This is a genomic window from Candidatus Phytoplasma rubi, assembly GCF_026821955.1.
In the GTDB taxonomy this organism is placed as follows: domain Bacteria; phylum Bacillota_I; class Bacilli_A; order Acholeplasmatales; family Acholeplasmataceae; genus Phytoplasma; species Phytoplasma vitis.
Map to the genome: position 1 here is coordinate 115,003 of NZ_CP114006.1, position 20,966 is coordinate 135,968.

Below are 20,966 nucleotides of genomic sequence, written 5' to 3' on the forward strand. Positions count from 1 at the left end.
ACTTATATTATACTTTAAAATTTTATTTTTTTCATTTATTATTACTAAAAATGATTTTTTTATTCTTTTTGAAAAACTTTTAAAAAAATATAGCTCAATTTATCATAAAAATTATAATATTCTAAAATATCAAAATTATTATTATTTAACCAATCAATTAAATAATTAATTTTTCCTTGACAGCCTAATAAAAAATATTTTTTTTTATAAGGTGATCTTTGTAAAATTTGTGAAATAGTATGCGGACCCATGCCACAAATTAAAGCTAAATCAAAATCATCGTTTATTTTATCAAAACCATCACTTAAATAAAATTTAACAGGATAATTTTTTAAATTTTGAAAAGCACTTTGTAAAGGTTTAATTTTATTATCGCAAGCGATTCCTTTTTTAATATATTTTAAATCTAATGCTTTTTTTAAAACTAAACCATGATCTGTTCCGATATCAATGACTATATCATAACCTTTTAATAAAGAAGCAATAAAAAGAATTCTTTTCATTTTTTAATAATATTATTATATAATGTTCTTAATTTATTTTGTTTAGAAGGACTTCTTAAACGTCTTAAAGCTTTAGCTTCTATTTGACGAATTCTTTCACGAGTAACGTTAAATTTATTACCTAATTCTTCTAAAGTATAAATATGTCCATCTGTAAGGCCATAACGCATTTTTAAAACTTGTTCTTCTTTATCTGTTAAAACTTCTTCTAAAGATTCATCTAAAGTCTTTTTTAACATTTCTTGCAACATATATTCATGAGGAGAAATAGTATTAGGATCATTTATAAAATCTCCTAAAGAAGAATCAACTTCTTCTCTAGATGATGTTTCTAAAGAAATAGTTTCTTTTTCTATCATTTGAATATCAACAATTTCTTTTTTTTTTATATTCATATTCATAGCTAATTCTTGATTATCAACTTTACGCAATAAATCTTGTGTTAATTTTCCTAAACAACGAGAAATTTTATTCATTGTTTCTATAATATGAACTGGAATTCGAATTGTTCTAGCTTGATCAGCTACAGCTCTTGTAATCGCTTGTCTTATCCACCAAGTAGCATAAGTAGAAAATTTAAAGCCTTTAGTATAATCGAACTTATCGACTGCTCTCATTAAGCCCATATTTCCTTCTTGAATTAAATCTAAAAATAAAATCTTTCTTCCTATATAACGTTTAGCTATTGAGACTACTAAACGATAATTAGCTTCGATTAATTTACTTTTAGCTTGTTCGGCGTCTTTTATCTTTTTATTTATTTCTTCTAATTGTTCATATGTTAATTCTATTTCTTGTTTTTTATATTGTTCTAATTGTTTTTTAGCTATCAATCCTTCATAAACCATTTTGGATTTAATTTTTTCTTCTTCTAAAGTTAATAAAGGAATTTGACCTATTTCTTTAAGATACATTTTAACAGGATCGTTTACTTTAATAGAATTAGCAATTTGTTCCAAATTTAAATTTTCTTGAGATTCTTCTTTATTATACATGTCATTATTTTGTGAATATAATTTATTAAAAAGGTCATTTTTAGATGAATTTTTTTGTTTAGAATTATTTCTTTTATTTTTGAATTTTTTTTCATACATGATTATGGATTTAATAAGTCTTGAGTTAAAAAAATCTTTATTTTTATAAAATTTTTCTAACCATTGCATCTTTTGTTCAACAGGAGTAATAATAAATGAATTATTTTCTTTTTCTATTTTTAAATGATGTTTTTTATAGATTTTTTTAAAATTTTTTCTTAAATTCATAAAATTTCCTTTTTATCCATTTATAATAATTATTTTTTATAATTAATAAAATAAAATTATTATATTTTATTTTCAAATTGATTTTGTTGAATATTTGATAATTGTTTTTCTTTTTGTTTTAATTCATCCCATAATTTATTTGTTTCTGGACTATCATCTTCATCATTATTATTTTTTTCATTAATTTTATTTTTAATTATCTTTATTTCTTTCTTAATTTCTTGTTGGATCGTTGAATAATCTTTCATTTTAAAAGGAATAAAAATGTCTTTTAAATATTCTTGGCTTTGGATTCTTTTTTTTTGTTTAAATATAGGATTGTTTTCTACTTGTAATAATAAATTATATACTATTTTAGAATTTAACATATGATTTAAAAATTCTTTATAAACATTTTTAAAATTAGAAATATTTATGCCATTTTTTTCTTCTTCTTTTAAATATTTCATATAATAATCTTTAATCTTACGAATCAAATCTATAACATCAGCATTAATATTTTCGTATTTATAAATTTCTTCTATAACCAAATCAATATATTCTTGATTTAAAAATAATTCAGTCAAAAGACTTATTTCTTTTTCATAACTCCCAATTATTCCTTTTAAAGAAATTTTATCCTTTGTGCTTTGTAATAATTGGTTGTTTATTTCTTTCATAGAAATAAAAGAAAATAAATTAGTTTGAATTTGATATTTTTCATTTATTTTATTTTGAAAATATTCTAAATTGTCTCTATTATGATATTTTAATAAAATGTTAATATTCGAATTTATTTGATCGTCTCTTAAATTTTGTTTTCTAAATTCTTCTATTTGATTAAAAATATAATCTTTAGTTCTTTCTTCTAATTTTTGTTTTAATAAACTTATATTATTTTTTTTAGATAAAATATATTCATCAGGATCTAAATTAGAAGGAAAATTTAAAACCTTAACTCTAAAACTATTTTTATTTAACAAAAAAGAAATTTTTTTTTCAGCTTCTTTTCCTGCGTTATCAGAATCTAAAGCGACAGTAACATTTTGCGTTACCTTTTTCAATGATGTAATTTGAATTCGATTTAAATTAGTTCCTAAATTAGCTACAACATTTTTCATCCCTATTTTATAAAAAGCGATAACGTCAAAAAAACCTTCGCATAAAATAACTTCTTTTTTATCTTGGATATTTTTTTGATGTTCAAAAAAACGATATAAAAAATTTTCTTTTTTAAATTGGCTATTAAATAAATATTTAGGAATATTAAATTGAGTTTTATTTTGTTTATTTTCTAATGAACGTCCGCAAAAACCAATTATTTTACCGTTTTCATCGGTCAAAGGAAATATTAAACGATTAATAAAAAAATCAAAATATTCATCTGAATCATTTTTTTTAGAAATCAAACCTAATTTTAAAATATCTTCATATTTATAATTAAGTTTTTCAACTAAATGTTTAATTAAAGCTCTTGAGTTTTTATGAGAATAACCTAACCCGAACTCTTGAATTAATTCTTTATTTAATTTTCTTTCTTCAAATAAATATTTTAATAAAGGATGTTTTGAAAATTCTTTTCTATCTAAGATAAATAACAAAGCTTTTTGATAAAATTCATTAGCTGATTTTAAAATAGAAGTTAAAGGATCTTCATATTTTAATTTTTGTTTAGGTAAATTAATATTAAAAAATTTAGCTAATTGTTTAATCGCTTCTGATGCAGGAATATCTTTTAATTGAGAATAAAATTTAACTGGAGAACCACCTTTACGACAACTCATACATAAAGCGATATTTTTTTCAGTAGAAACAGAAAAAGAAGGAGTTTTTTCTTTATGAAAAGGACACAAAGCAAAAAAACCTTTTCCTTGTTTTTTCACAACGATTCCCATTTTAGTAATTAAATCATAAATGGGGATGTTTTTATTTAATATCTCAAATAAATTATTATTTACATTATTCATAAGACTTAATTTTTTATATTAATTAAAAATTTTTTTATTTATTTAAAAAAATTAAAATATTATTTTATCTTCTATATATTTTTTAATTTCTTCAATTGATATTCGTTCTTGTTCTAAAGAATCACGATCTCTTATAGTCGCTGTATTGTTGATTAAAGTTTCTTCATCTATAGTACAACAAAATGGTGTACCTATCATATCTTGTCGTCGATACCTTTTACCTATACTTTGATTTTCATCATAATATACTTCAAAAAAAGGAGATAATTTTTTTTGTAATTCTTTAGCTTTAAAATTATGTTTTTGTTTTATTAAAGGCAAAATAGCTAATTTATAAGGAGATAAAAAAGGATGAATTTTCAAAACTACTCTTGTAGTATCATTTTTTAATTTTTCATTTTGTAAACAATTAATTATAATAGCTAAAAATAATCTTTCGACCCCTAAAGAAGGTTCGATAACAAAAGGCCAATATTTTTCTTTAGTTAATATATCTAGATATTTTAAATCTTTTTGTGAAAATTTTTGATGCGCTTTTAGATCGAAATCTGTCCTTGAAGATATTCCCCATAATTCATCAAATCCCCAAGGAAAACGAAATAAAATATCTGTAGTAGCATTGGCATAATGACTTAATTCATCAGAATTATAATCTTTAAATTTCAAATTATGGAGATTAAAACCTAATTGCAAAAGAAAATTATAAGAATAATCTTTCCAAAAACAAAACCACTCATAATATTCTTTAGGATGGCAAAAAAATTCTAATTCCATTTGTTCAAATTCACAAGTACGAAAAATAAAATTACCAGGAGTGATTTCATTACGAAAAGCTTTTCCAATTTGACCTACACCAAAAGGAATTTTTTTTCTAGTAGAATACAAAATATTTTTAAAATTAACAAAAATACCTTGACAAGTTTCTGGTCTTAAATATAAAGGAAGATTGTTTTCAGAAATAACACCTTGTGAAGTTTTAAATAATAAATTAAATTCTTTAACAGAAGTCCAATTTTTAGTTCCTAAAATTTTATGTTCAATTAAATAATCTGTCATTTCTTGAAAAGTTAAGTTATCGACATTTATCTGAGGATTATGATTTTTAATTAATTTATCTACTCTATAACGTTTATTATCGTCTTTATTTTCAGCTAAAGGATCAATAAATGAAGATAAATGTCCTGATGCTTCCCAAATTTTAGGATTCATAATAATAGAACTATCTAACAAAATATTTTTTTCATTTTCTTGAAAAAATTTTTTAATCCAAACTTTTTTAATATTTTGTTTTAATAAACTACCTAAAGGACCGTAATCAAAACTATTAGCTAAACCATTATAAATTTCGCTACCAGGAAAAACAAAACCAGTTTGTTTCATAAAGTTAACGATATCTTTTAAAGAAATATTGTTTATATTTTCGCACATAATTTAAATAACCAATTTTTAATTATATTTTTCTATTATTTTGTATATGAAACATAAGGAGAACGAAAAACTTTTTTTCTAATATTCAATTCTGTATCTACTTTGACCCATAAATTTAAAGAAACTTTCTTTTTCAAAAATCTCTTAATATCTTTTTCAGCAGTAATTCGAATTTTTTTTAATGTGGAACCATTAGTACCAATTAAAATTTTTCTTTGGCTTATTTTCGAAACTAAAATTAAAATATCTATTGTTAAAGAAGATAAATCTTTGCCATAAGTTAAATTTTCTAAATAAACAGAACAAACATGAGGTAATTCCTTATCTAAATAATAAAAAAACTTTTCTCTCACAAATTCTGATATTAATTCTTCTTGCGAAAGATTAGTAATAACATCTTTTGAAAAATAAGGTTCTCTTTCTTTTAATAATGAAACAATATTTTTTTTCAAAATGTTTAAGTTTTTGTCTTTAATACTAGACAAAGGAATAATAGCTTCGAAAGAAAAATGTTCTAAATAGCTTAAAATAATTTTATCAATTAAAATCTTTTTTTTTAAAATATCAATTTTAGTAATAACTAAAATAATTTTTTTGTTATATTTTTGAATAAAATCTAAAATATTTTTATCTCTTTGACGACATTCCTCATCGACTAAAAATAAAATAACATCGACTTCTTGAATGTTTTTGAAAGTTATAAAATTCATTTTGGAAATTAAAAACATTTGTCTTTTATATATTAAACCTGGATTATCTACAAAAATAATTTGATAATCAGGACTATTACAAATACCTAAAATTTTTTTTTTCGTAGTATTAGGTTTATCACTTGTAATAGAAATTTTTTGTTCTAACAAAGAATTTAATAAAGTAGATTTACCTACATTAGCCTTACCTATCATAGTAATAAAACCTGATTTAAACAAACGCCAAAACCTCCCTTTAGAACAAAAAAATTATAAAATTTTATTAATAATTAAAAATAATGTTAAATTTTTAAATAATATTATTTTTGTTTAAAATATCTTCTTGTATATCTATCATTTCTTGTAAAGATTCTTCAGTATCGTCATTATATCCTTTTAAATGAAGATAACCATGAATAACTAAAAATGCAACTTCTTTTTCTAAACTATGACCTATTTTTTGAGCTTGTTCAAAAACTTTCGTTAAAGAAATAAAGATATCACCCAAATAATCATCATAATTTGTATTTGGAAAAGTTAAAACATCAGTAGGATAGTTTTTTTGGCGATAATAAAAATTCATTTCTTGCATTTTATTATTATTTATAAAAATAATATTAATTTTTTTCGTATCTTCTATAAAATCAAAAATTTTAATTAAAATTTTTTTAAAATTTTTAATTTTTTGTGTTGTTGTGTTATGTATTTTAATAATCATCTATAATGATGTCTTTTCTGAAAATTGTCATTAATATTTTAAATTACTAAATATAAAAAATATTTTAATAATAAACTTATAAAATCGTTATTAAAAATAAAAAACACCTAATAAATTATAAGGTGAATTTTTTATTAAAATTTAATATCTTTTTTTTGAAAATTTTCTACGGTTTTTTCTTTCTGTACTTGGTTTAATATAATATTCTTTTTTTCGAGCTTGCGCTAAATTTCCTGATTTAGAAACATCACGTTTAAAACGACGTAAAGTTTCGTCAAAAGTTTCTTCTTTGCGAACGATAGTCTTAATCATTTAATCAACTCCTTTTCTGCATAAAAAATAATTTAAATTATAAAAATAAATAATCAAAATAATATCTAAATACATTTTTTAATATTATTTTTTAAACATATAAAATATTTTATCATAAATAAATAAAAATAAAACAAAAAAATAATTTTTTTAAATATTTAATGGATTGTTTAAAATATGTTTTAAATATAAAAAGGAATTAACAAAATAAATACAAACTAAACAAAAAATAAAACGATTTAAAACAACTTGAGAGCCATCAGGTCTATTATTTCCGTATTGTTCTGAAAAAATATCTATTATACTTTTTTCTGTAGTAAATAAAACTCCTAAAATTATTAACATGCAATTAATATACATATAAGTAACTGATAAATATGTCATGTTATAATCCTCACTTTTTTTAAATTAAATTAAAGCTTTCGCGAAAACATCTTGAGCATTTTCAACAACAATAATTTTTACTTTTTTTTTAACTTCTTCAGGAATATCATCTAAATCTTTTAAATTATCTTTAGGAATAAAAATAACATTCAATCCACTTCTATCGGCAGCAATAGCTTTTTCTTTTAAACCGCCTATAGGTAAAACAGAACCAGTTAAAGTAATTTCACCAGTCATTCCAATATCTTTTCTAACAAATTTCTTTTGAATAGCTGAAAAAATACAAGTAGCTATTGTAATACCAGCTGAAGGACCATCTTTAGGAACAGCTCCTTCTAAAAAATGAATATGAAAATCATTATTTTTGAAAACACTATATTCAATGCCTAACATTTCAGCATTAGATTTCAAAAAGCTAAAAGATGTCATTGCGCTTTCTTTTAAAACTTTACCTAAATGTCCAGTTAAAACTAATTCTCCACTACCTTTAAAATGAGTAACTTCGACAGGTAAAATATCTCCACCAAAAGAAGTATAAGCTAATCCATTTACAACTCCAATTTGATCTTTATTATTAATTAATAAATGTTGATAAACAATTTTTCCTAAAAATTTTTCAATATTATTAGTTTCTATTTTAATTTTTTTAACTTTATTAAATAAAATTTCTTTAACTGTTTTTCTTACTAAAGTAGCAATTTTTTGATTTAATTCTCTAACTCCAGATTCTTTAGTATAATGTCTAATTAAAAAAAGAATTGTCTCTTTATCTATAGAAAAGTTTTCTTCAATAATTCCGTGTCCTTTTAACTGTTTAGGTATTAAATGTTCTTGTGCAATAACTACTTTTTCTTGTTCTGTATAAGAATTCAATTCTATAATTTCTAAACGATCTTTTAAAGGTTCTGAAATATTACTTAAATCATTAGCAGTTGTTATAAATAACACTTTAGATAAATCAAAAGGTTCTGATAAATAAAAATCTGTAAAAGTTTGGTTTTGTTGTGGATCTAAAACTTCTAATAAAGAAGAACCAGGATCATGTTGGTAATTATTAACTAATTTATCTATTTCATCTAATAAAAAGATAGGATTCATTACTCCAGCATCTTTTAAACCGCTCAAAATACGGCCTGGCATTGCCCCAACATAAGTTTTTCTATGGCCTTTTATTTCACTTTCTTCTTGTAAACCGCCTAAAGATTGTCTAACAAATTTACGACCTAAAGCTTCGGCTATAGAAATAGCTAAAGTAGTTTTTCCAACACCAGGAGGACCTACAAGACAAATAATAGTTTGAGGATTTTTTTGAGTCATTATTTTAACAGCTACATATTCTATAATACGTTCTTTTACTTTTTTTACACCGTAATGATTTTTGTTTAAAACTTTTTCTATTGTTTTTAAATCATCAATATCTTTACTTATTTTTCCCCAAGGCAAAGCAATAACAAAATCTAAATAATTACGAATAACAAAAGAATCTGCTAAATTAGAAGAAATTGATTGATAACGAGAAAGTTCTTGTAATATTTTAACTTTTATATCTTTAGGCATTTTAGAAATATTAATTTTTTTTCTTAATTCTTCTATTTCTTCCTCTTTTTTAGCTTTATCGCCTAACTCATTTTGAATGGCACGCATTTTTTCTCTTAAATAAAATTCTTTTTGATTTTCATCAATACTACGTTTAACTTCTGCATTAATTTTATTTTCTAAATTTATGCAATCTAATTTTAGTTCAATATCTTGTAAAATTAAAATAAGTCTTTTATTTAAATTAGGTTCTTTTAAATATTTATATTTATATTTTTCTTCGATTTTTAAAGCAAAAATAATTAAATCTGCAGCTTTTTCAGTTGTAATTCCATCTTTTATTTGTTCTAAAAAAGCAGTTTCTGAAATTAAAAAAAGTTGATTAATATTAGAAGCTATTCTCTCCATTATTAATTTAATAAGAGTTTTTTCTTCTTTCAAATCCCCAAAAGTAATCGGTAATTCTTTATATTTAGCAATATATAAATCTTTTTTTTTTGATGCTTTTTTAATTTGAACTCTTTTAATAATGCGTAATTTTACTTTATAAATTTCATCATTAATTTTGATAGAAACTAAAATTTTTGCTAATACTCCAAATTTTTCTATATCAGATATTTTAGGATTTTCTTGAAATAAATTTTTTTGTAATAAAACAACAACATAAGGACATTTATTAGCTTCAGAATAAATTAAAGCATTTATAGAAAAAGTTCTACCTACTTCAATTCTTAAATCATTAAAAGGGATTGGAACAGTATCTCTAACAATGATAGCAGGTAACTCTTCAGGAATAAAATTATTTTCTAACTCTTTATCGTTCTTAACCATTATAAATTTTGGAATCCTCGAATCCTTTTATTAAATTTTTAAAATTAAAATTAAATTTTAATAATTTAAAATATTAAAATTTTAATTTTTTTATAATATAAAAATTTTTCATTATTTATCATTATTTGTGATGTTATTTTTTACTAAAAAATCAACAACTTTTTGTCTTATTAAATAATCTTTTATATTTTTAACAAAATATGAATTTTTTTTGATCATTTGAATATCTGTTTTATATTCAGTACTTACTTGTTTAAAAGTTTCTTCTAATTTTTGGGGACTAATTTCTATTTTTTCTTTAGTTCCTATTTCATCTAATAAAAAATTCAATTTAATTTTATTTAAAGCTTGTTTTTGCATTTCTTGTGAAAATTTTGTTTCGTTTAATTTCATTTGTTTTAAATATTCTTTTAAACTTACTTTTTTAGATTTTAATTCTTCTTCTAACTCTTTTTTTAAATTTTTCTCTTCTTCATCGATCAAAAATTGAGAAATTTTAAAATTACAATTTTTAACTAAAAAATCTAAAATCTCTTCTTTTCTTTTATTTTCTGTTTCATATTTTTTTTGAATTTCTAATTCTTTTTTAATTTGTTTTTTGAACTCTGAAACATTATTAATATTAGGGAATTTCATACTTTTTATTAATTCATCATTTAAAACGACATCTTTTTTTTTTTTAATATCATGTATTAAAACTTTAAAAAAAACTTCTTTTCCAGCAAGTTCTTCTTTTTCATAATCTACAGGAAAACAAATATTAATATCTTTTTCTTCATTTTTTTTTAAACCTATCATTCCTGTTTCGAAACCAGGAATAAATTGATTAGAACCAATTTCTAAAGTATAATTAGTAGCTGATCCGCCTTCAAATAATTTTCCATTTAAATAACCTTGAAAATCAAAAATAGCAACATCTCCTAATTCTAAAGATGCATCTTTTTCTTTTGATTCTAAAATAGGATTATGTTTAAATAAAAAATCTATTTTTTTCTGGACTTCTTCATTTGTAATTTCTAAATTATAATTTTTTACTGGAATTTTTTTATAATCACATATTTTAATTTCTGGCTTTAACATAAATTCTATGCCAAAATTGAAAAAATCTTTTTTTTTAGTTAAAGCTTCTGGATCAAAATTAATTATTTTTGGTTCCCCAATTATATCATATTCTTTTTTTTGTTCAAATATTTCTTTCAATTTTGTTTGAATTAAAGATGTAAAAGCATCCTCATATAAAGAATGCGGACCAAAATGTTTTTCATACATATCTCTTGTTACAAAACCTTTTCGAAAACCTTTTAATTCTACTTTATATTTTATTTTATTATAAATTTCTTCTATAAATGTATCAAAATCATTTTTATTTATTTCAAAATGATATTGAATAAAATCATTATTTATTTTTTTAATTTGCATATTTTTACCTAGTCTTTTAAATATTTATTTATAACACATTTATTATTTTTTTTATATAATTATATAATTCAAAAAATTTTGAATTATAAAATATTAACTTACTTTATAATTATATATGTTATAGTATATTTATTTATATAATTATATGTATATAAATTGTATATATTACATATATTAATTATAATTATTTTATATTTTTAATTAAATTTTTAGTTCATTTATTCAAATATATTTTATTTATATTTTAAATTAAATTTCTAATAATATTTATTTGAAAAATATTTTTATTAATTAATTAATAATAGATGAGGGTTTATATTGCTTAAACAAATTTCCATAAAAACACCATTTATAAAAAATATAAAAAATTCCAAAAATAAATTTTTTTATTTTTTATTAATCTTAACTGTTTCAATTTTATTTTTAGATTTTTTTCATAGTTTTAAAATTTATAAATTTAATCAAAAACAAAATTATTTGTCTTTACCTAATTTAAAATGGTATCATTTCATATCTTTTTCTAAATACAGTCTATTAGTTATTTTATCATTATTTTTTATAATACTTAAAGAGAACAAAAATAATAAAAAATATAAAATAACTAATTTTATAGCACTATGTTCTTTAATAAATATTTTAATAAATACTTTTTGTTTTCGTTCTTTTATAAGAGATCTAAATATTTACCCTTCTGATATTAAATATTTTAATTTAATTATTTACTATTTAGAATTTCTTTTTCTTCCATCTTTATTTTTATTTTTTTATTTTTTGAATAAATTTAAAGTTTCGTGGAAAATGATAATAATTATTTTATTGAATTTTATTTTTTATTTAATAATTAATTTTATTTTAAATTTAATACACAATTTTGATGATATCAAAACATTTTTAAAAGAACAATTGATTAATCCCGATAACAAATCGGCAAAATATTTTCTAATTCCTTATATACAAATCATAATATCTTTTACATATTTAACTAGTATAATTATTCTTTTCCAAAGAATTAAAAAATATTTTTTTTTGAAAGTATTTTTATTAATATTGACTATGTTATTATTATCCGTCATTACTTTTAATTTAAAAGAATGGAAACATTCTACATCATTATTTTCAGAATCAAACTCAGGATCTGGTATTTTCCCAGAAACACAAGAAATGTCACAATATTTTACAAATGTTTCTAATTTAACAAAAAATGAAATAAAAGAAAAAGGATATAAAATTTTAGAATTAGGAGCTGGAACTGGAAATGTTACTAAATATTTAATAGAAAAATTTGGAGCAGAAAACATAATATCTATTGAATGGCATTCGCATTTATGTGAATTTTTAAGAAAAGAATATCCTGGTTTAACAGTAATTCAGGGGAACGCAGCAGTTTTTATAGATTTATTAGAAAAAAATAAAATATCCCCAGATAAAATTCAAGGAATTGTTTCTACTTTACCTATAAGTATTTTTGACAAATCCGATTTTATAAATTTTGAAAACAACATTAATAAAATAATTAAAGAAAATAAAATTAAATTTATGAATTATCGTTTTAAATTTTTTGAAACAAAAGAAAGAGAAATAAATATAAAACCAAAAGAAGATTTAATTTTTATTACTAGTTTCATTCCTGTTAGTGTTTATACTTTTTAATTTGAATAAGAATAAAAAAACTATTTATGATTTATTATTCATAAATAGTTTTTTATTTTAATATCTGTTTTAAAAAAATAATTCATTTTGTTAGTTGAAAATTTTAATCCTAATTTTACGAATATTTGTCTTATTTTTATTTTAAAATGTAAATAAAAAAATAAAATTTTGTTAACTAACAAAATAAATAAAAAGAGTAACTTTTTTATTGACATCAAAATGGCATCCAAAAAGGAAAATAACCAAAATTAACTCGAAAAACAAAAATAAAAAATTTAAAAATTTATTTTTTTTGCGGCGTAGTGTTATAAATTTTTATAAATAAATTCATTTTTAATACCGAAAAGAATATTTAAAAAAACTAGTATTTTTTTTGTTTTTAGTAAAAAGTGAAAATACTCGACCATACAGTCGCTAAACTGTTAAATTAAAGAACAAATTTTGAGGTGTTCCAAAAGTTTAGAAACTTTTTACTTTTTAAAAACTCTTTAAGACTAACTATTAATTTAGTCTTTTTTCTTTTCAAGACTAAAAAAATAATTTCTTATCTTTTCTAAAAACGTTTTTAGAAAGGAATTAAATTTTAAGACAAGAATTATTTAAAGAGTTTTTAAAAAATAAAAAGAATTTAGAAATTCGTAATCAATTAATTGAACTTCATTTACCTTTGGTAAAAAAACTAGTTTATCAATTTAAATATTATCCTCGAGTTTTAACTAGAGAAGATTTATATCAAGAAGGGATTTTAGGATTAATCAAAGTCCTCAATAATTATGAAGATTTAGGTTATGACTTTATTGCTTACGCTACTCCAACTATCAAATCGGAAATCACAGAAATGATTAGAAAAAGTCATTCTCCTTCTCTTCCACAAAAAAATCATAAAGTTGATAATCTTTCTTTTAAAGAAGAGTTTTATGAACCATATCAAATAAATAATTTAAACCCTCATCAATTATGGTTAAAACAAGTTAATCATGAAATTTTTTTAAAAAAAATGAAAGCTAAATTAAGTGAAAACGAATTCAAAATTATCTATTTAAGTTTTGGTGTTCCTTTAGGAAATATTAACGAAGATTATCAAGGATGTTATACCAACACCGAAATAGCTGAAAAACTCAATTTATCTTTAAAACAAGTAGAAAATATTAAAAACATCGCTATCAAAAAATTAAAAAAACGTTAAAACCTATCGTTCGTCCGTAATGACCTTAAACTAGTAATTCAACAAAACATTTCGTTTAAGTGATAAAAAAAATAAAAACTAGATTACTTCCAAAGTGATCTTTTTTTGTATCAAAACCAAGCATAAAATTTTTGAAACAACAGTAATAAACGATTCCAACATCAACAAATCAGATAGTCGTTCAATACATTCGTTTTCAAAAGTTTTATCTATGAATAAATAAAAAAAGAATATATATATCAAAAAGAAGGAAAAATAAAATTATGTTAAATAAAGTTCAATTAATCGGTCGTCTAAGTCATGATTTAGAAAAAAAATATATCAATTCAAAAAACGAACAAATCCCTAAAATCGATTTTTAATTAGCTCTTAACATGAAAGATAAAACCCAATTCATCCCTTGTGTCGCTTTTCGTAAACAAGCCGAAAACATGAAGAAATATTTACATAAAGGTTCGAAAATTTATCTTGATGGGATTTTATCCATCCAAAAATACACGAATAATGAAGGTCAAACTAAAATCAACACTAAAGTTATTCTTCAAAACGTGATCTTTTTAGACAATAAACCTCAAGAAAATTTACCTTTTTAAAAAAATAGATTCAATAATAATCATTTAACCCCTTTTTCAAAAGGGGTTTTTTTATTTAAAAAAAATACATCAAATTGGCAAGGACACTAAAAGAAATAAAAAAATCAAGGAGACAAAATGAAAAAAAGATATCCTATTTTATTAATGATTTCCTATTTATTTTTCATCATCAGTAATATCATGGCCTTATTTTTTAATTTTGAATTAGGATTAAAATTTAACGCCACAATCGCCATCTTCTTTGATATTTTCTTTTTATTTTATTTATGGCATAAGGAGAAGAAAGATGAAATCAATTGGATTGGTTGTAAGAAAAAACTTTTACCCCAAATTATTGCTCATTTACCTTCTCAATTTAAAACTTATTATGAACCTTTTTTAGACAGTGGTGTTCTTTATTTTTACTTACAACCATCAAAAGCGATTTTAAACGATAATTATAACCAATTAATCACTATGTGGAAACAAAGTCTCCAAAATCCCCATCATTTAGTTAATAAGGTTAAAGCCATGGAAAATTATATTTACCAATATCACAACCAAAAGAACCAAAAACAAGCTTACAAAAATTTACTAAACCAATATAATTAAAATTCAAAAAAAAGAAAAAAATTAACCAGGTCAGCTATCTTTTATGTTTTAAATAAATACTCTTTTCGTGGTATCACTCGTTATGATAATCAAAGTAATTTAAAAACAAATTTTGGTTATAAATCCAAACAAAAACTCCTAATTATCAATTTAAACGAATTAATCACCTTCCAACATCACTTCCAAAAGAAAAAACATGTTTTATATTGTATGGATTTTCGTCAAATTATCGCCAATATTCAACAAGGCGATTTTCTTTTTGTTGTGATCCACCATATTACTATGAAGGAATTAAAGATAAAGATTTTTACCAAAAACCATTTTCTTTTACTGATCATCAACAATTATCCTTAGAATTACACCAAGCAACCAAAAGGGGTGTCAAATGGTTATACACCAATTATGAAACAACCCCAATTCTTAATTTATTTCCAAATTATAACATAATTAAAACAAAAACAACAATAAGCCATCATCTCACCAACAAAAACATCAATCAAGAAATCATTATTAAAAATTATGAGTATAATTAAAATTTTTACCATCGTGTCAGAACATTAAATTGGATATGAAACTTGATTTTGATTAAAAAAAGGAGAAAAAAATGAAAACAACCAAAAAAGAATTTATTGACGATTACTGAAGTAAAGTGATTCAAAAATACAACACCAACAAACAATTAATCGAAGAAATACATCATTATCGTGGCGATGGTCCCATCAATTATATCATTCAATATAATCCATTAACTGGTCATAAATTAAAACAAACCAAATATCATCAAAATTTTTTTGTCGATCAAATTATTAAATACGATAAAGCGACTGGCAAAGAAATAAAAGAAACACGATATTATCAGTTTAATGACAAAATTGTCAATTATATCGCCAAATTTGACAAAATTACTGGCGAATTTATTAAAAGATTGATCTATTAGTTCGGATGGCCAAACTATCGAAAAAATCATTGAATATGATAAAAAAACCAACCAACAAACAATTAAAAAAATCAAATAAAAGGAGTCAAATAATTATGACAAAAAAAGAATTAATTAAAAAAATCGCTTTAGCTAACAAAACTTCCGTAACTAAAACTGAAGAATTTTATAATATCTTCGAAAATAATTTAATTAATGCTATCACTAAGAACGAAGAAGTAGTTTTATTTCCTAAAATAGGCAAATTTAAATTAAAATCAAGAAAAGCCTACATCGGTAGAAACCCTAAAACAAAGAAAAAATTAAAAATCCCTGCCAAAACAGTAGTCACTTTCAAACTTTCAAAAACTATCAAAGACAAAGTTAAAACTTTAATTTTAAAATAAAAAAAGAGGTCAAAAATGGAAAACCAATCAGCCCAAATTCTTTGTGGGATTGTTTCAATCATTAGTTTTTTAATTACTTTCTTGATTATCTTTTTCAACTTCCAAGAAAAACCCAAAAAAAGATAACAATAATAAACCAACCAAAGAAAAAAAGTAGTAAATTAAACAACCTAAGAAAGGAGGTTATCTATGTCATTAAATAAAAAAATTTATTTGAGTTTGATCGGATTATTAAGTTTAAGTTTCTTGATTTTATTAATTTTTGGCTTTATTTATTCTTCGCACACCAACTAAAAACCCAAAATTAACTAAACAACCTCCAAATCAACACAACAACAAGAGATCGACCGCCAAATAAAATTAGAACAATCCAAAATCCAAGCACTCCAACAACAAGATCAAACCTTAAAAAAACCAAATTGATGAAAAATGTCAAAACTTTAACTGAAATTATTACCAAAATTAAAACTCTGCAAACTGAATTAACTAATAATCCTCAATTAAATCCTACAATTAAAACCCAAAAACAACAACAATTAACAGAACGGAAAAATCAACAACAAACTCAACAAACTTTAGTAAATAATTTAATAGAACAACGTAAAGCTTTAAACCAAAATCAAAAAGAAAAACAAGAAGAATTATAAAAATTAGCGCAAGAAAAAACTCAACTTCAAACCCAAGAAAACCTCCAACAACAAATTTCTCAATTAAATCAAGCCCTTAATTATGTCGAAGCTAATCAAAAAAGAATTGAAGAATTAAAAACGCAAAAAGAATATCAAAAAAATCAAACTGAATTAAAAAATTTAAATGATTTTCAACTTTTTTTAACTGATCAAAAATTCGCTTTTGAAAAACAAAAGAAAAATTTGACTATCCAATTAAATCATTTAAAAAAAACAAACCTCTTCCACATACTAAAAAACAAGTGACATTCAAAGACGTTTATGGCATGGAAAGCGAAAAAGAAGAATTAGAAGATTTATTAACTTATTTTCTTACGAACCAATCCTTAATTAACTTCGATCAAGCCCGCCCCAAAGGTTATTTACTCTATGGTCCTCCAGGAACAGAAAAAACCTTCTTAATCAAAGCTCTTTGTTGGGAATCTAACGTTCACTTTATTAATTTAATTCCGTCGAAATTTCGACAAAAATACATCGGAGAAGGAGAAAAAGAAGTTGATAAAGTTTGGCAAGAAGCAGAAAGTCATGATAAAACCATTATCTTTATTGATGAAATTAAAGGATTAGAAAATCGTAATGATTTTAATATTTCTTCAGAAGGAGTCAATGTGATTAATACTTTATTAGATAAATTAGATGGGTTTAATAGCAGTAATAAAAAAATTGTCTTAATGGGAGCTACGAATAATCTTCATAAAATTGACACCGTTTTACGCAGTTGTTTTAGTAAAGAAATCTATATCGGTAATTTAAAAGATTCCGAAATTGAAGGTTATTTAAAACATATTATCACCCCTTATCAAATTAGTTATCATACTTTCTTAGCTTTAAAAGATATTACTAAATTATGTCAAGGCAAAAATCTGTCTAACCGTGATTTAACCACGATTATCGAAGAAGCTTACAAAAAAAACCGCTAAATGGGCTCAACAAAATCCTCAAATCCACGAAGTCATGTTACCTTCTGATATTGAAGAAGTCTTACAACTAAAATTAAAAATAAAACCTGATCATCAAAAAGTAAAACAACGCCGAGCAACTTGTGAAAACCAATACGCCCAATGGCGTCAAGGATTCAACCAATATTTAGATAAACCCAAAGATGAAACTAAAATAGAATGTCACTATACCTTTGATGGGTTAAACGGAATTAACTATTATCAACGTCGTTATTCTCAAATCCAATCGGAATTAAATAATATTAAAAATCAATTAACTAAAATCCATCAAGAAAATAAAATCTCCCAATTAGAACAAGAATTAGTAACTTTAAACCAAACACCTGACAAATACGAACAAACGATTAAAGATAAAAATCAAGAAATAATTGATATTAAAAATAAACTTAAAACTCTTCCAGCTCAAGAAGAAAGTTTAAGAAAAGAATTAAAGCTGGTCGAAAATTGCCTCGAAACTCAAAAAGAACCTTTTAACCTCGCCAACTACATCAAAGACCGTCATCCTTTTGACCGTTGGAATAAAAAGAGGTTTAACTTACGATCTTACCACTTTAAACGGATTCAATTCCGCTTCTTTCGATATGGAAGATGACAGTTCTTTATATTAAAGACAAAAAGGAGATTTATTTTCGTTTAAAAAAACCTTATATCCTTTTATAAAGTGGAAAAGTTAAATTATTTTTATTTATTTAAATTAAGTTAATTTAATTTTTTTAACTACTTTTTTTAAAGCATCTGAGATTTTAAATTTAATAATTGTAGATTCAGGATAAAAAAATTTTTTTCTTGTAAAATTTGTTAATTGTACAGCAGGCTGAGTTTTTAATACAAATCTTCCTAAACCTGCTGACAAAATTACTTCTAAATAATTAGTAATTACTTCTATTAACACTTTTTCAAAGATGTTATAAAAATCTTCTGTTTCTGTAATAGTGGCTCCTCCTTCTTTAGCTATTTGTTTAATTAAATCGGCTTTTGTAAAATAAAATTTTGCTTCTTGTTTTTGATTATTTTTTTTGTTTTTTGTAGACATGGTTTAATTGCCTTCTTTCTTTTCTTTTTTTTGTTTGTTTAAAACCCATATTATAAAATTGAAAATAATAAGTATTATAATCATATTCTTTTGTCTGAATTAACTCTTTTTTATCATTATATTCATACTAAAATACTTTAGAGAGTTATTTGATTATGGGTATATAAAAATTTTCTTTGAAGTAACTGCCCTGTTCCAAAAGTTTAGACACTTTTTCCTTTTTAAAAAATCTTTAAGACTAACTAATAAGTTAGTCTTTTTTTGTTTCAAAGACTAAAAAAATAATTTCCTCTCTTTTCTAAAAACGTTTTTAGAAAGGAATTAAATGTTAAGACAAGAATTATTTAAAGATTTTTTAAAAAATAAAAAGAATTTAGAAATTCGTAATCAATTAATCACACTTCATTTACCATTAGTCAAAAACTAGTTTATCAATTTAAATATTATCCTCGAGTTTTAACTAAAGAAGATTTATATCAAGAAGGGATTTTAGGATTAATCAAAGCCCTCAATAATTACGAAGATTTAGGTTATGACTTTATTGCTTACGCTACTCCAACCATCAAATCGGAAATCAGAGAACTAATAAGAAAAAGCCATTCACCTTCAATCCCCAAAAAATCATAAAGTTGATAATCTTTCTTTTAAAGAAGAGTTTTATGAACCATATCAAATAAATAATTTAAACCCTCATCAATTATGGTTAAAACAAGTTAATCATGAAATTTTTTTAAAAAAAATGAAAGCTAAATTAAGTGAAAACGAATTCAAAATTATCTATTTAAGTTTTGGTGTTCCTTTAGGAAATATTAACGAAGATTATCAAGGATGTTATACCAATACCGAAATAGCTGAAAAACTCAATTTATCTTTAAAACAAGTAGAAAATATTAAAAACATCGCTATCAAAAAATTAAAAAAACGTTAAAACCTATCGCTCGTCCGTAATGACCTTAAACTAGTTATTTTAAACAATAAAAAAATAAAAACTAGATTACTTCCAAAGTAATCTTTTTTTTGTATCAAAACCAAGCATAAAATTTTTGAAACAACAGTAATAAACGATTCCAACATCAACAAATTAGATAATCGTCCAATACATTTGTTTTCAAAAGTTTTATTGATGGATAAATAAAAAAATATATCAAAAAGAAGGAAAAATAAAATTATGTTAAATAAAGTTCAATTAATCGGTCGTCTAAGCCATGATTTAGAAAAACAATATATCAATTCAAAAAACGAACAAATCGCTAAAATCGATTTTCAATTAGCTCTTAACATTAAAGATAAAACCCAATTCATCCCTTGTATCGCTTTTCGTAATCAAGCTGAAAACATGAATAAATACCTACATAAAGGTTCAAAAATATATGTAGAAGGCACATTATCAATCCAAAAATACACGAATAATGAAGGACAAACTAAAACTAACACTAAAGTTATTCTTCAAAACGTGATCTTTTTAGATAATAAACCTCATGAATCTTTACCTTTTAAAAAAAGATTTCATAACAACCAAATGAACTTAATCATCTAACCAACAAACAATTAAAAAAATCAAACAAAAGGAGTCAAATAATTATGACAAAAAAAGAATTAATTAAAAAAATCGCTTTAGCTAACAAAACTTCCGTAACTAAAACTGAAGAATTTTATAATATCTTCGAAAATAATTTAATCAACGCTATCACTAAGAACGAAGAAGTAGTTTTATTTCCTAAAATAGGCAAATTTAAATTAAAATCAAGAAAAGCCTACATCGGTAGAAACCCTAAAACAAAGAAAAAATTAAAAATCCCTGCCAAAACAGTAGTCACTTTCAAACTTTCTAAAACCATCAAAGACAAAGTGAAAGCTTTAATTTTAAAATAACCAAATGATTTTCTTTAAAACACCTAAGAAAGGAGGTTATCT

General features: G+C 22.6%; 20 protein-coding genes and 4 pseudogenes. 13 read left to right on the forward strand and 11 right to left on the reverse strand.

Annotation, left to right across the window (positions count from 1 at the left end):
• Positions 1–59 precede the first annotated feature (59 nt).
• The 10 genes from RS022_RS00590 to tig form a co-directional block, all read right to left on the reverse strand.
• On the reverse strand, positions 60–503 hold the full coding sequence (locus RS022_RS00590) for a tRNA (adenine(22)-N(1))-methyltransferase TrmK (RefSeq protein ID WP_268849980.1): 444 nt from the start codon (positions 501–503) through the stop codon (positions 60–62).
• A complete protein-coding gene (locus RS022_RS00595; RefSeq protein ID WP_268849981.1) occupies positions 500–1,765 on the reverse strand; it encodes a sigma-70 family RNA polymerase sigma factor in 1,266 nt (421 codons plus the stop codon). The genes RS022_RS00590 and RS022_RS00595 overlap by 4 nt, the downstream gene beginning before the upstream one ends.
• A 59-nt stretch (positions 1,766–1,824) precedes the next feature.
• The gene (gene dnaG / locus RS022_RS00600) at positions 1,825–3,711 is read right to left on the reverse strand and encodes a DNA primase (RefSeq protein WP_268849982.1); all 1,887 of its coding nucleotides are present in this window, start codon (positions 3,709–3,711) and stop codon (positions 1,825–1,827) included.
• 51 nt (positions 3,712–3,762) lie between these two features.
• Entirely contained in the window at positions 3,763–5,139 is a 1,377-nt protein-coding gene (locus tag RS022_RS00605; RefSeq protein WP_268849983.1) for a glycine--tRNA ligase, read from the reverse strand.
• Between the two features lie 35 nt (positions 5,140–5,174).
• The gene (era, locus tag RS022_RS00610; protein ID WP_268849984.1) at positions 5,175–6,068 is read right to left on the reverse strand and encodes a GTPase Era; all 894 of its coding nucleotides are present in this window, start codon (positions 6,066–6,068) and stop codon (positions 5,175–5,177) included.
• A gap of 70 nt (positions 6,069–6,138) precedes the next feature.
• Positions 6,139–6,546 carry an rRNA maturation RNase YbeY gene (gene ybeY, locus RS022_RS00615; protein WP_268849985.1) on the reverse strand — a complete coding sequence of 136 codons (408 nt, stop codon included), beginning with the start codon at positions 6,544–6,546 and terminating at the stop codon, positions 6,139–6,141.
• Between the two features lie 141 nt (positions 6,547–6,687).
• Positions 6,688–6,858, reverse strand: coding sequence for a 30S ribosomal protein S21 (gene rpsU / locus RS022_RS00620; RefSeq protein WP_225695984.1), 171 nt, complete (start codon positions 6,856–6,858; stop codon positions 6,688–6,690).
• Positions 6,859–7,008: 150 nt separating this feature from the next.
• Positions 7,009–7,242 carry a hypothetical protein gene (locus RS022_RS00625; protein ID WP_268849986.1) on the reverse strand — a complete coding sequence of 78 codons (234 nt, stop codon included), beginning with the start codon at positions 7,240–7,242 and terminating at the stop codon, positions 7,009–7,011.
• A gap of 24 nt (positions 7,243–7,266) precedes the next feature.
• Complete coding sequence (gene lon / locus RS022_RS00630) at positions 7,267–9,609, reverse strand: endopeptidase La (RefSeq protein ID WP_268849987.1); 2,343 nt, start codon at positions 9,607–9,609, stop codon at positions 7,267–7,269.
• A 111-nt stretch (positions 9,610–9,720) separates the two neighbouring features.
• Positions 9,721–11,028: a trigger factor gene (tig, locus tag RS022_RS00635; RefSeq protein WP_268849988.1), complete on the reverse strand. Its 1,308-nt coding sequence runs from the start codon at positions 11,026–11,028 to the stop codon at positions 9,721–9,723.
• A 477-nt stretch (positions 11,029–11,505) separates the two neighbouring features.
• Between tig and RS022_RS00640 the strand changes: the two genes are divergently transcribed.
• From RS022_RS00640 to RS022_RS00685, 10 genes and pseudogenes are all read left to right on the forward strand, one after another.
• A complete protein-coding gene (locus RS022_RS00640) occupies positions 11,506–12,678 on the forward strand; it encodes an rRNA adenine N-6-methyltransferase family protein (protein ID WP_268849989.1) in 1,173 nt (390 codons plus the stop codon).
• A gap of 580 nt (positions 12,679–13,258) precedes the next feature.
• The gene (locus tag RS022_RS00645; RefSeq protein WP_268850225.1) at positions 13,259–13,864 is read left to right on the forward strand and encodes a sigma-70 family RNA polymerase sigma factor; all 606 of its coding nucleotides are present in this window, start codon (positions 13,259–13,261) and stop codon (positions 13,862–13,864) included.
• Between the two features lie 263 nt (positions 13,865–14,127).
• Positions 14,128–14,457, forward strand: a pseudogene (locus RS022_RS00650) (single-stranded DNA-binding protein).
• Between the two features lie 180 nt (positions 14,458–14,637).
• Positions 14,638–15,249: pseudogene (locus RS022_RS00655) on the forward strand (DNA adenine methylase); the annotation flags it as partial.
• Between the two features lie 5 nt (positions 15,250–15,254).
• Complete coding sequence (locus RS022_RS00660) at positions 15,255–15,581, forward strand: DNA adenine methylase (RefSeq protein ID WP_268850229.1); 327 nt, start codon at positions 15,255–15,257, stop codon at positions 15,579–15,581.
• A 116-nt stretch (positions 15,582–15,697) separates the two neighbouring features.
• Complete coding sequence (locus RS022_RS00665) at positions 15,698–15,985, forward strand: DUF2963 domain-containing protein (protein ID WP_268849990.1); 288 nt, start codon at positions 15,698–15,700, stop codon at positions 15,983–15,985.
• A gap of 95 nt (positions 15,986–16,080) precedes the next feature.
• Positions 16,081–16,371 (forward strand): HU family DNA-binding protein, encoded by a 291-nt coding sequence (locus tag RS022_RS00670; RefSeq protein ID WP_268849608.1) that lies wholly within the window; start codon positions 16,081–16,083, stop codon positions 16,369–16,371.
• 422 nt (positions 16,372–16,793) lie between these two features.
• Positions 16,794–17,018, forward strand: coding sequence for a hypothetical protein (locus RS022_RS00675; protein ID WP_268849991.1), 225 nt, complete (start codon positions 16,794–16,796; stop codon positions 17,016–17,018).
• A 284-nt stretch (positions 17,019–17,302) separates the two neighbouring features.
• Complete coding sequence (locus tag RS022_RS00680; RefSeq protein ID WP_268849992.1) at positions 17,303–17,980, forward strand: AAA family ATPase; 678 nt, start codon at positions 17,303–17,305, stop codon at positions 17,978–17,980.
• 34 nt (positions 17,981–18,014) lie between these two features.
• Positions 18,015–18,624 (forward strand): annotated as a pseudogene (locus tag RS022_RS00685) (AAA family ATPase); the annotation flags it as partial.
• A gap of 89 nt (positions 18,625–18,713) precedes the next feature.
• Here the strand turns inward: RS022_RS00685 and RS022_RS00690 are convergent.
• On the reverse strand, positions 18,714–19,052 hold the full coding sequence (locus tag RS022_RS00690; protein WP_268849993.1) for an HU family DNA-binding protein: 339 nt from the start codon (positions 19,050–19,052) through the stop codon (positions 18,714–18,716).
• 325 nt (positions 19,053–19,377) lie between these two features.
• On the opposite strand from RS022_RS00690, the pseudogene RS022_RS00695 reads away from it, so the two are divergent.
• From RS022_RS00695 to RS022_RS00705, 3 genes and pseudogenes are all read left to right on the forward strand, one after another.
• Positions 19,378–19,980 (forward strand): annotated as a pseudogene (locus RS022_RS00695) (sigma-70 family RNA polymerase sigma factor).
• 240 nt (positions 19,981–20,220) lie between these two features.
• Positions 20,221–20,589, forward strand: coding sequence for a single-stranded DNA-binding protein (locus tag RS022_RS00700; protein WP_268849994.1), 369 nt, complete (start codon positions 20,221–20,223; stop codon positions 20,587–20,589).
• 44 nt (positions 20,590–20,633) lie between these two features.
• A complete protein-coding gene (locus RS022_RS00705; RefSeq protein ID WP_268849995.1) occupies positions 20,634–20,924 on the forward strand; it encodes an HU family DNA-binding protein in 291 nt (96 codons plus the stop codon).
• The last annotated feature ends 42 nt before the right edge of the window (positions 20,925–20,966 follow it).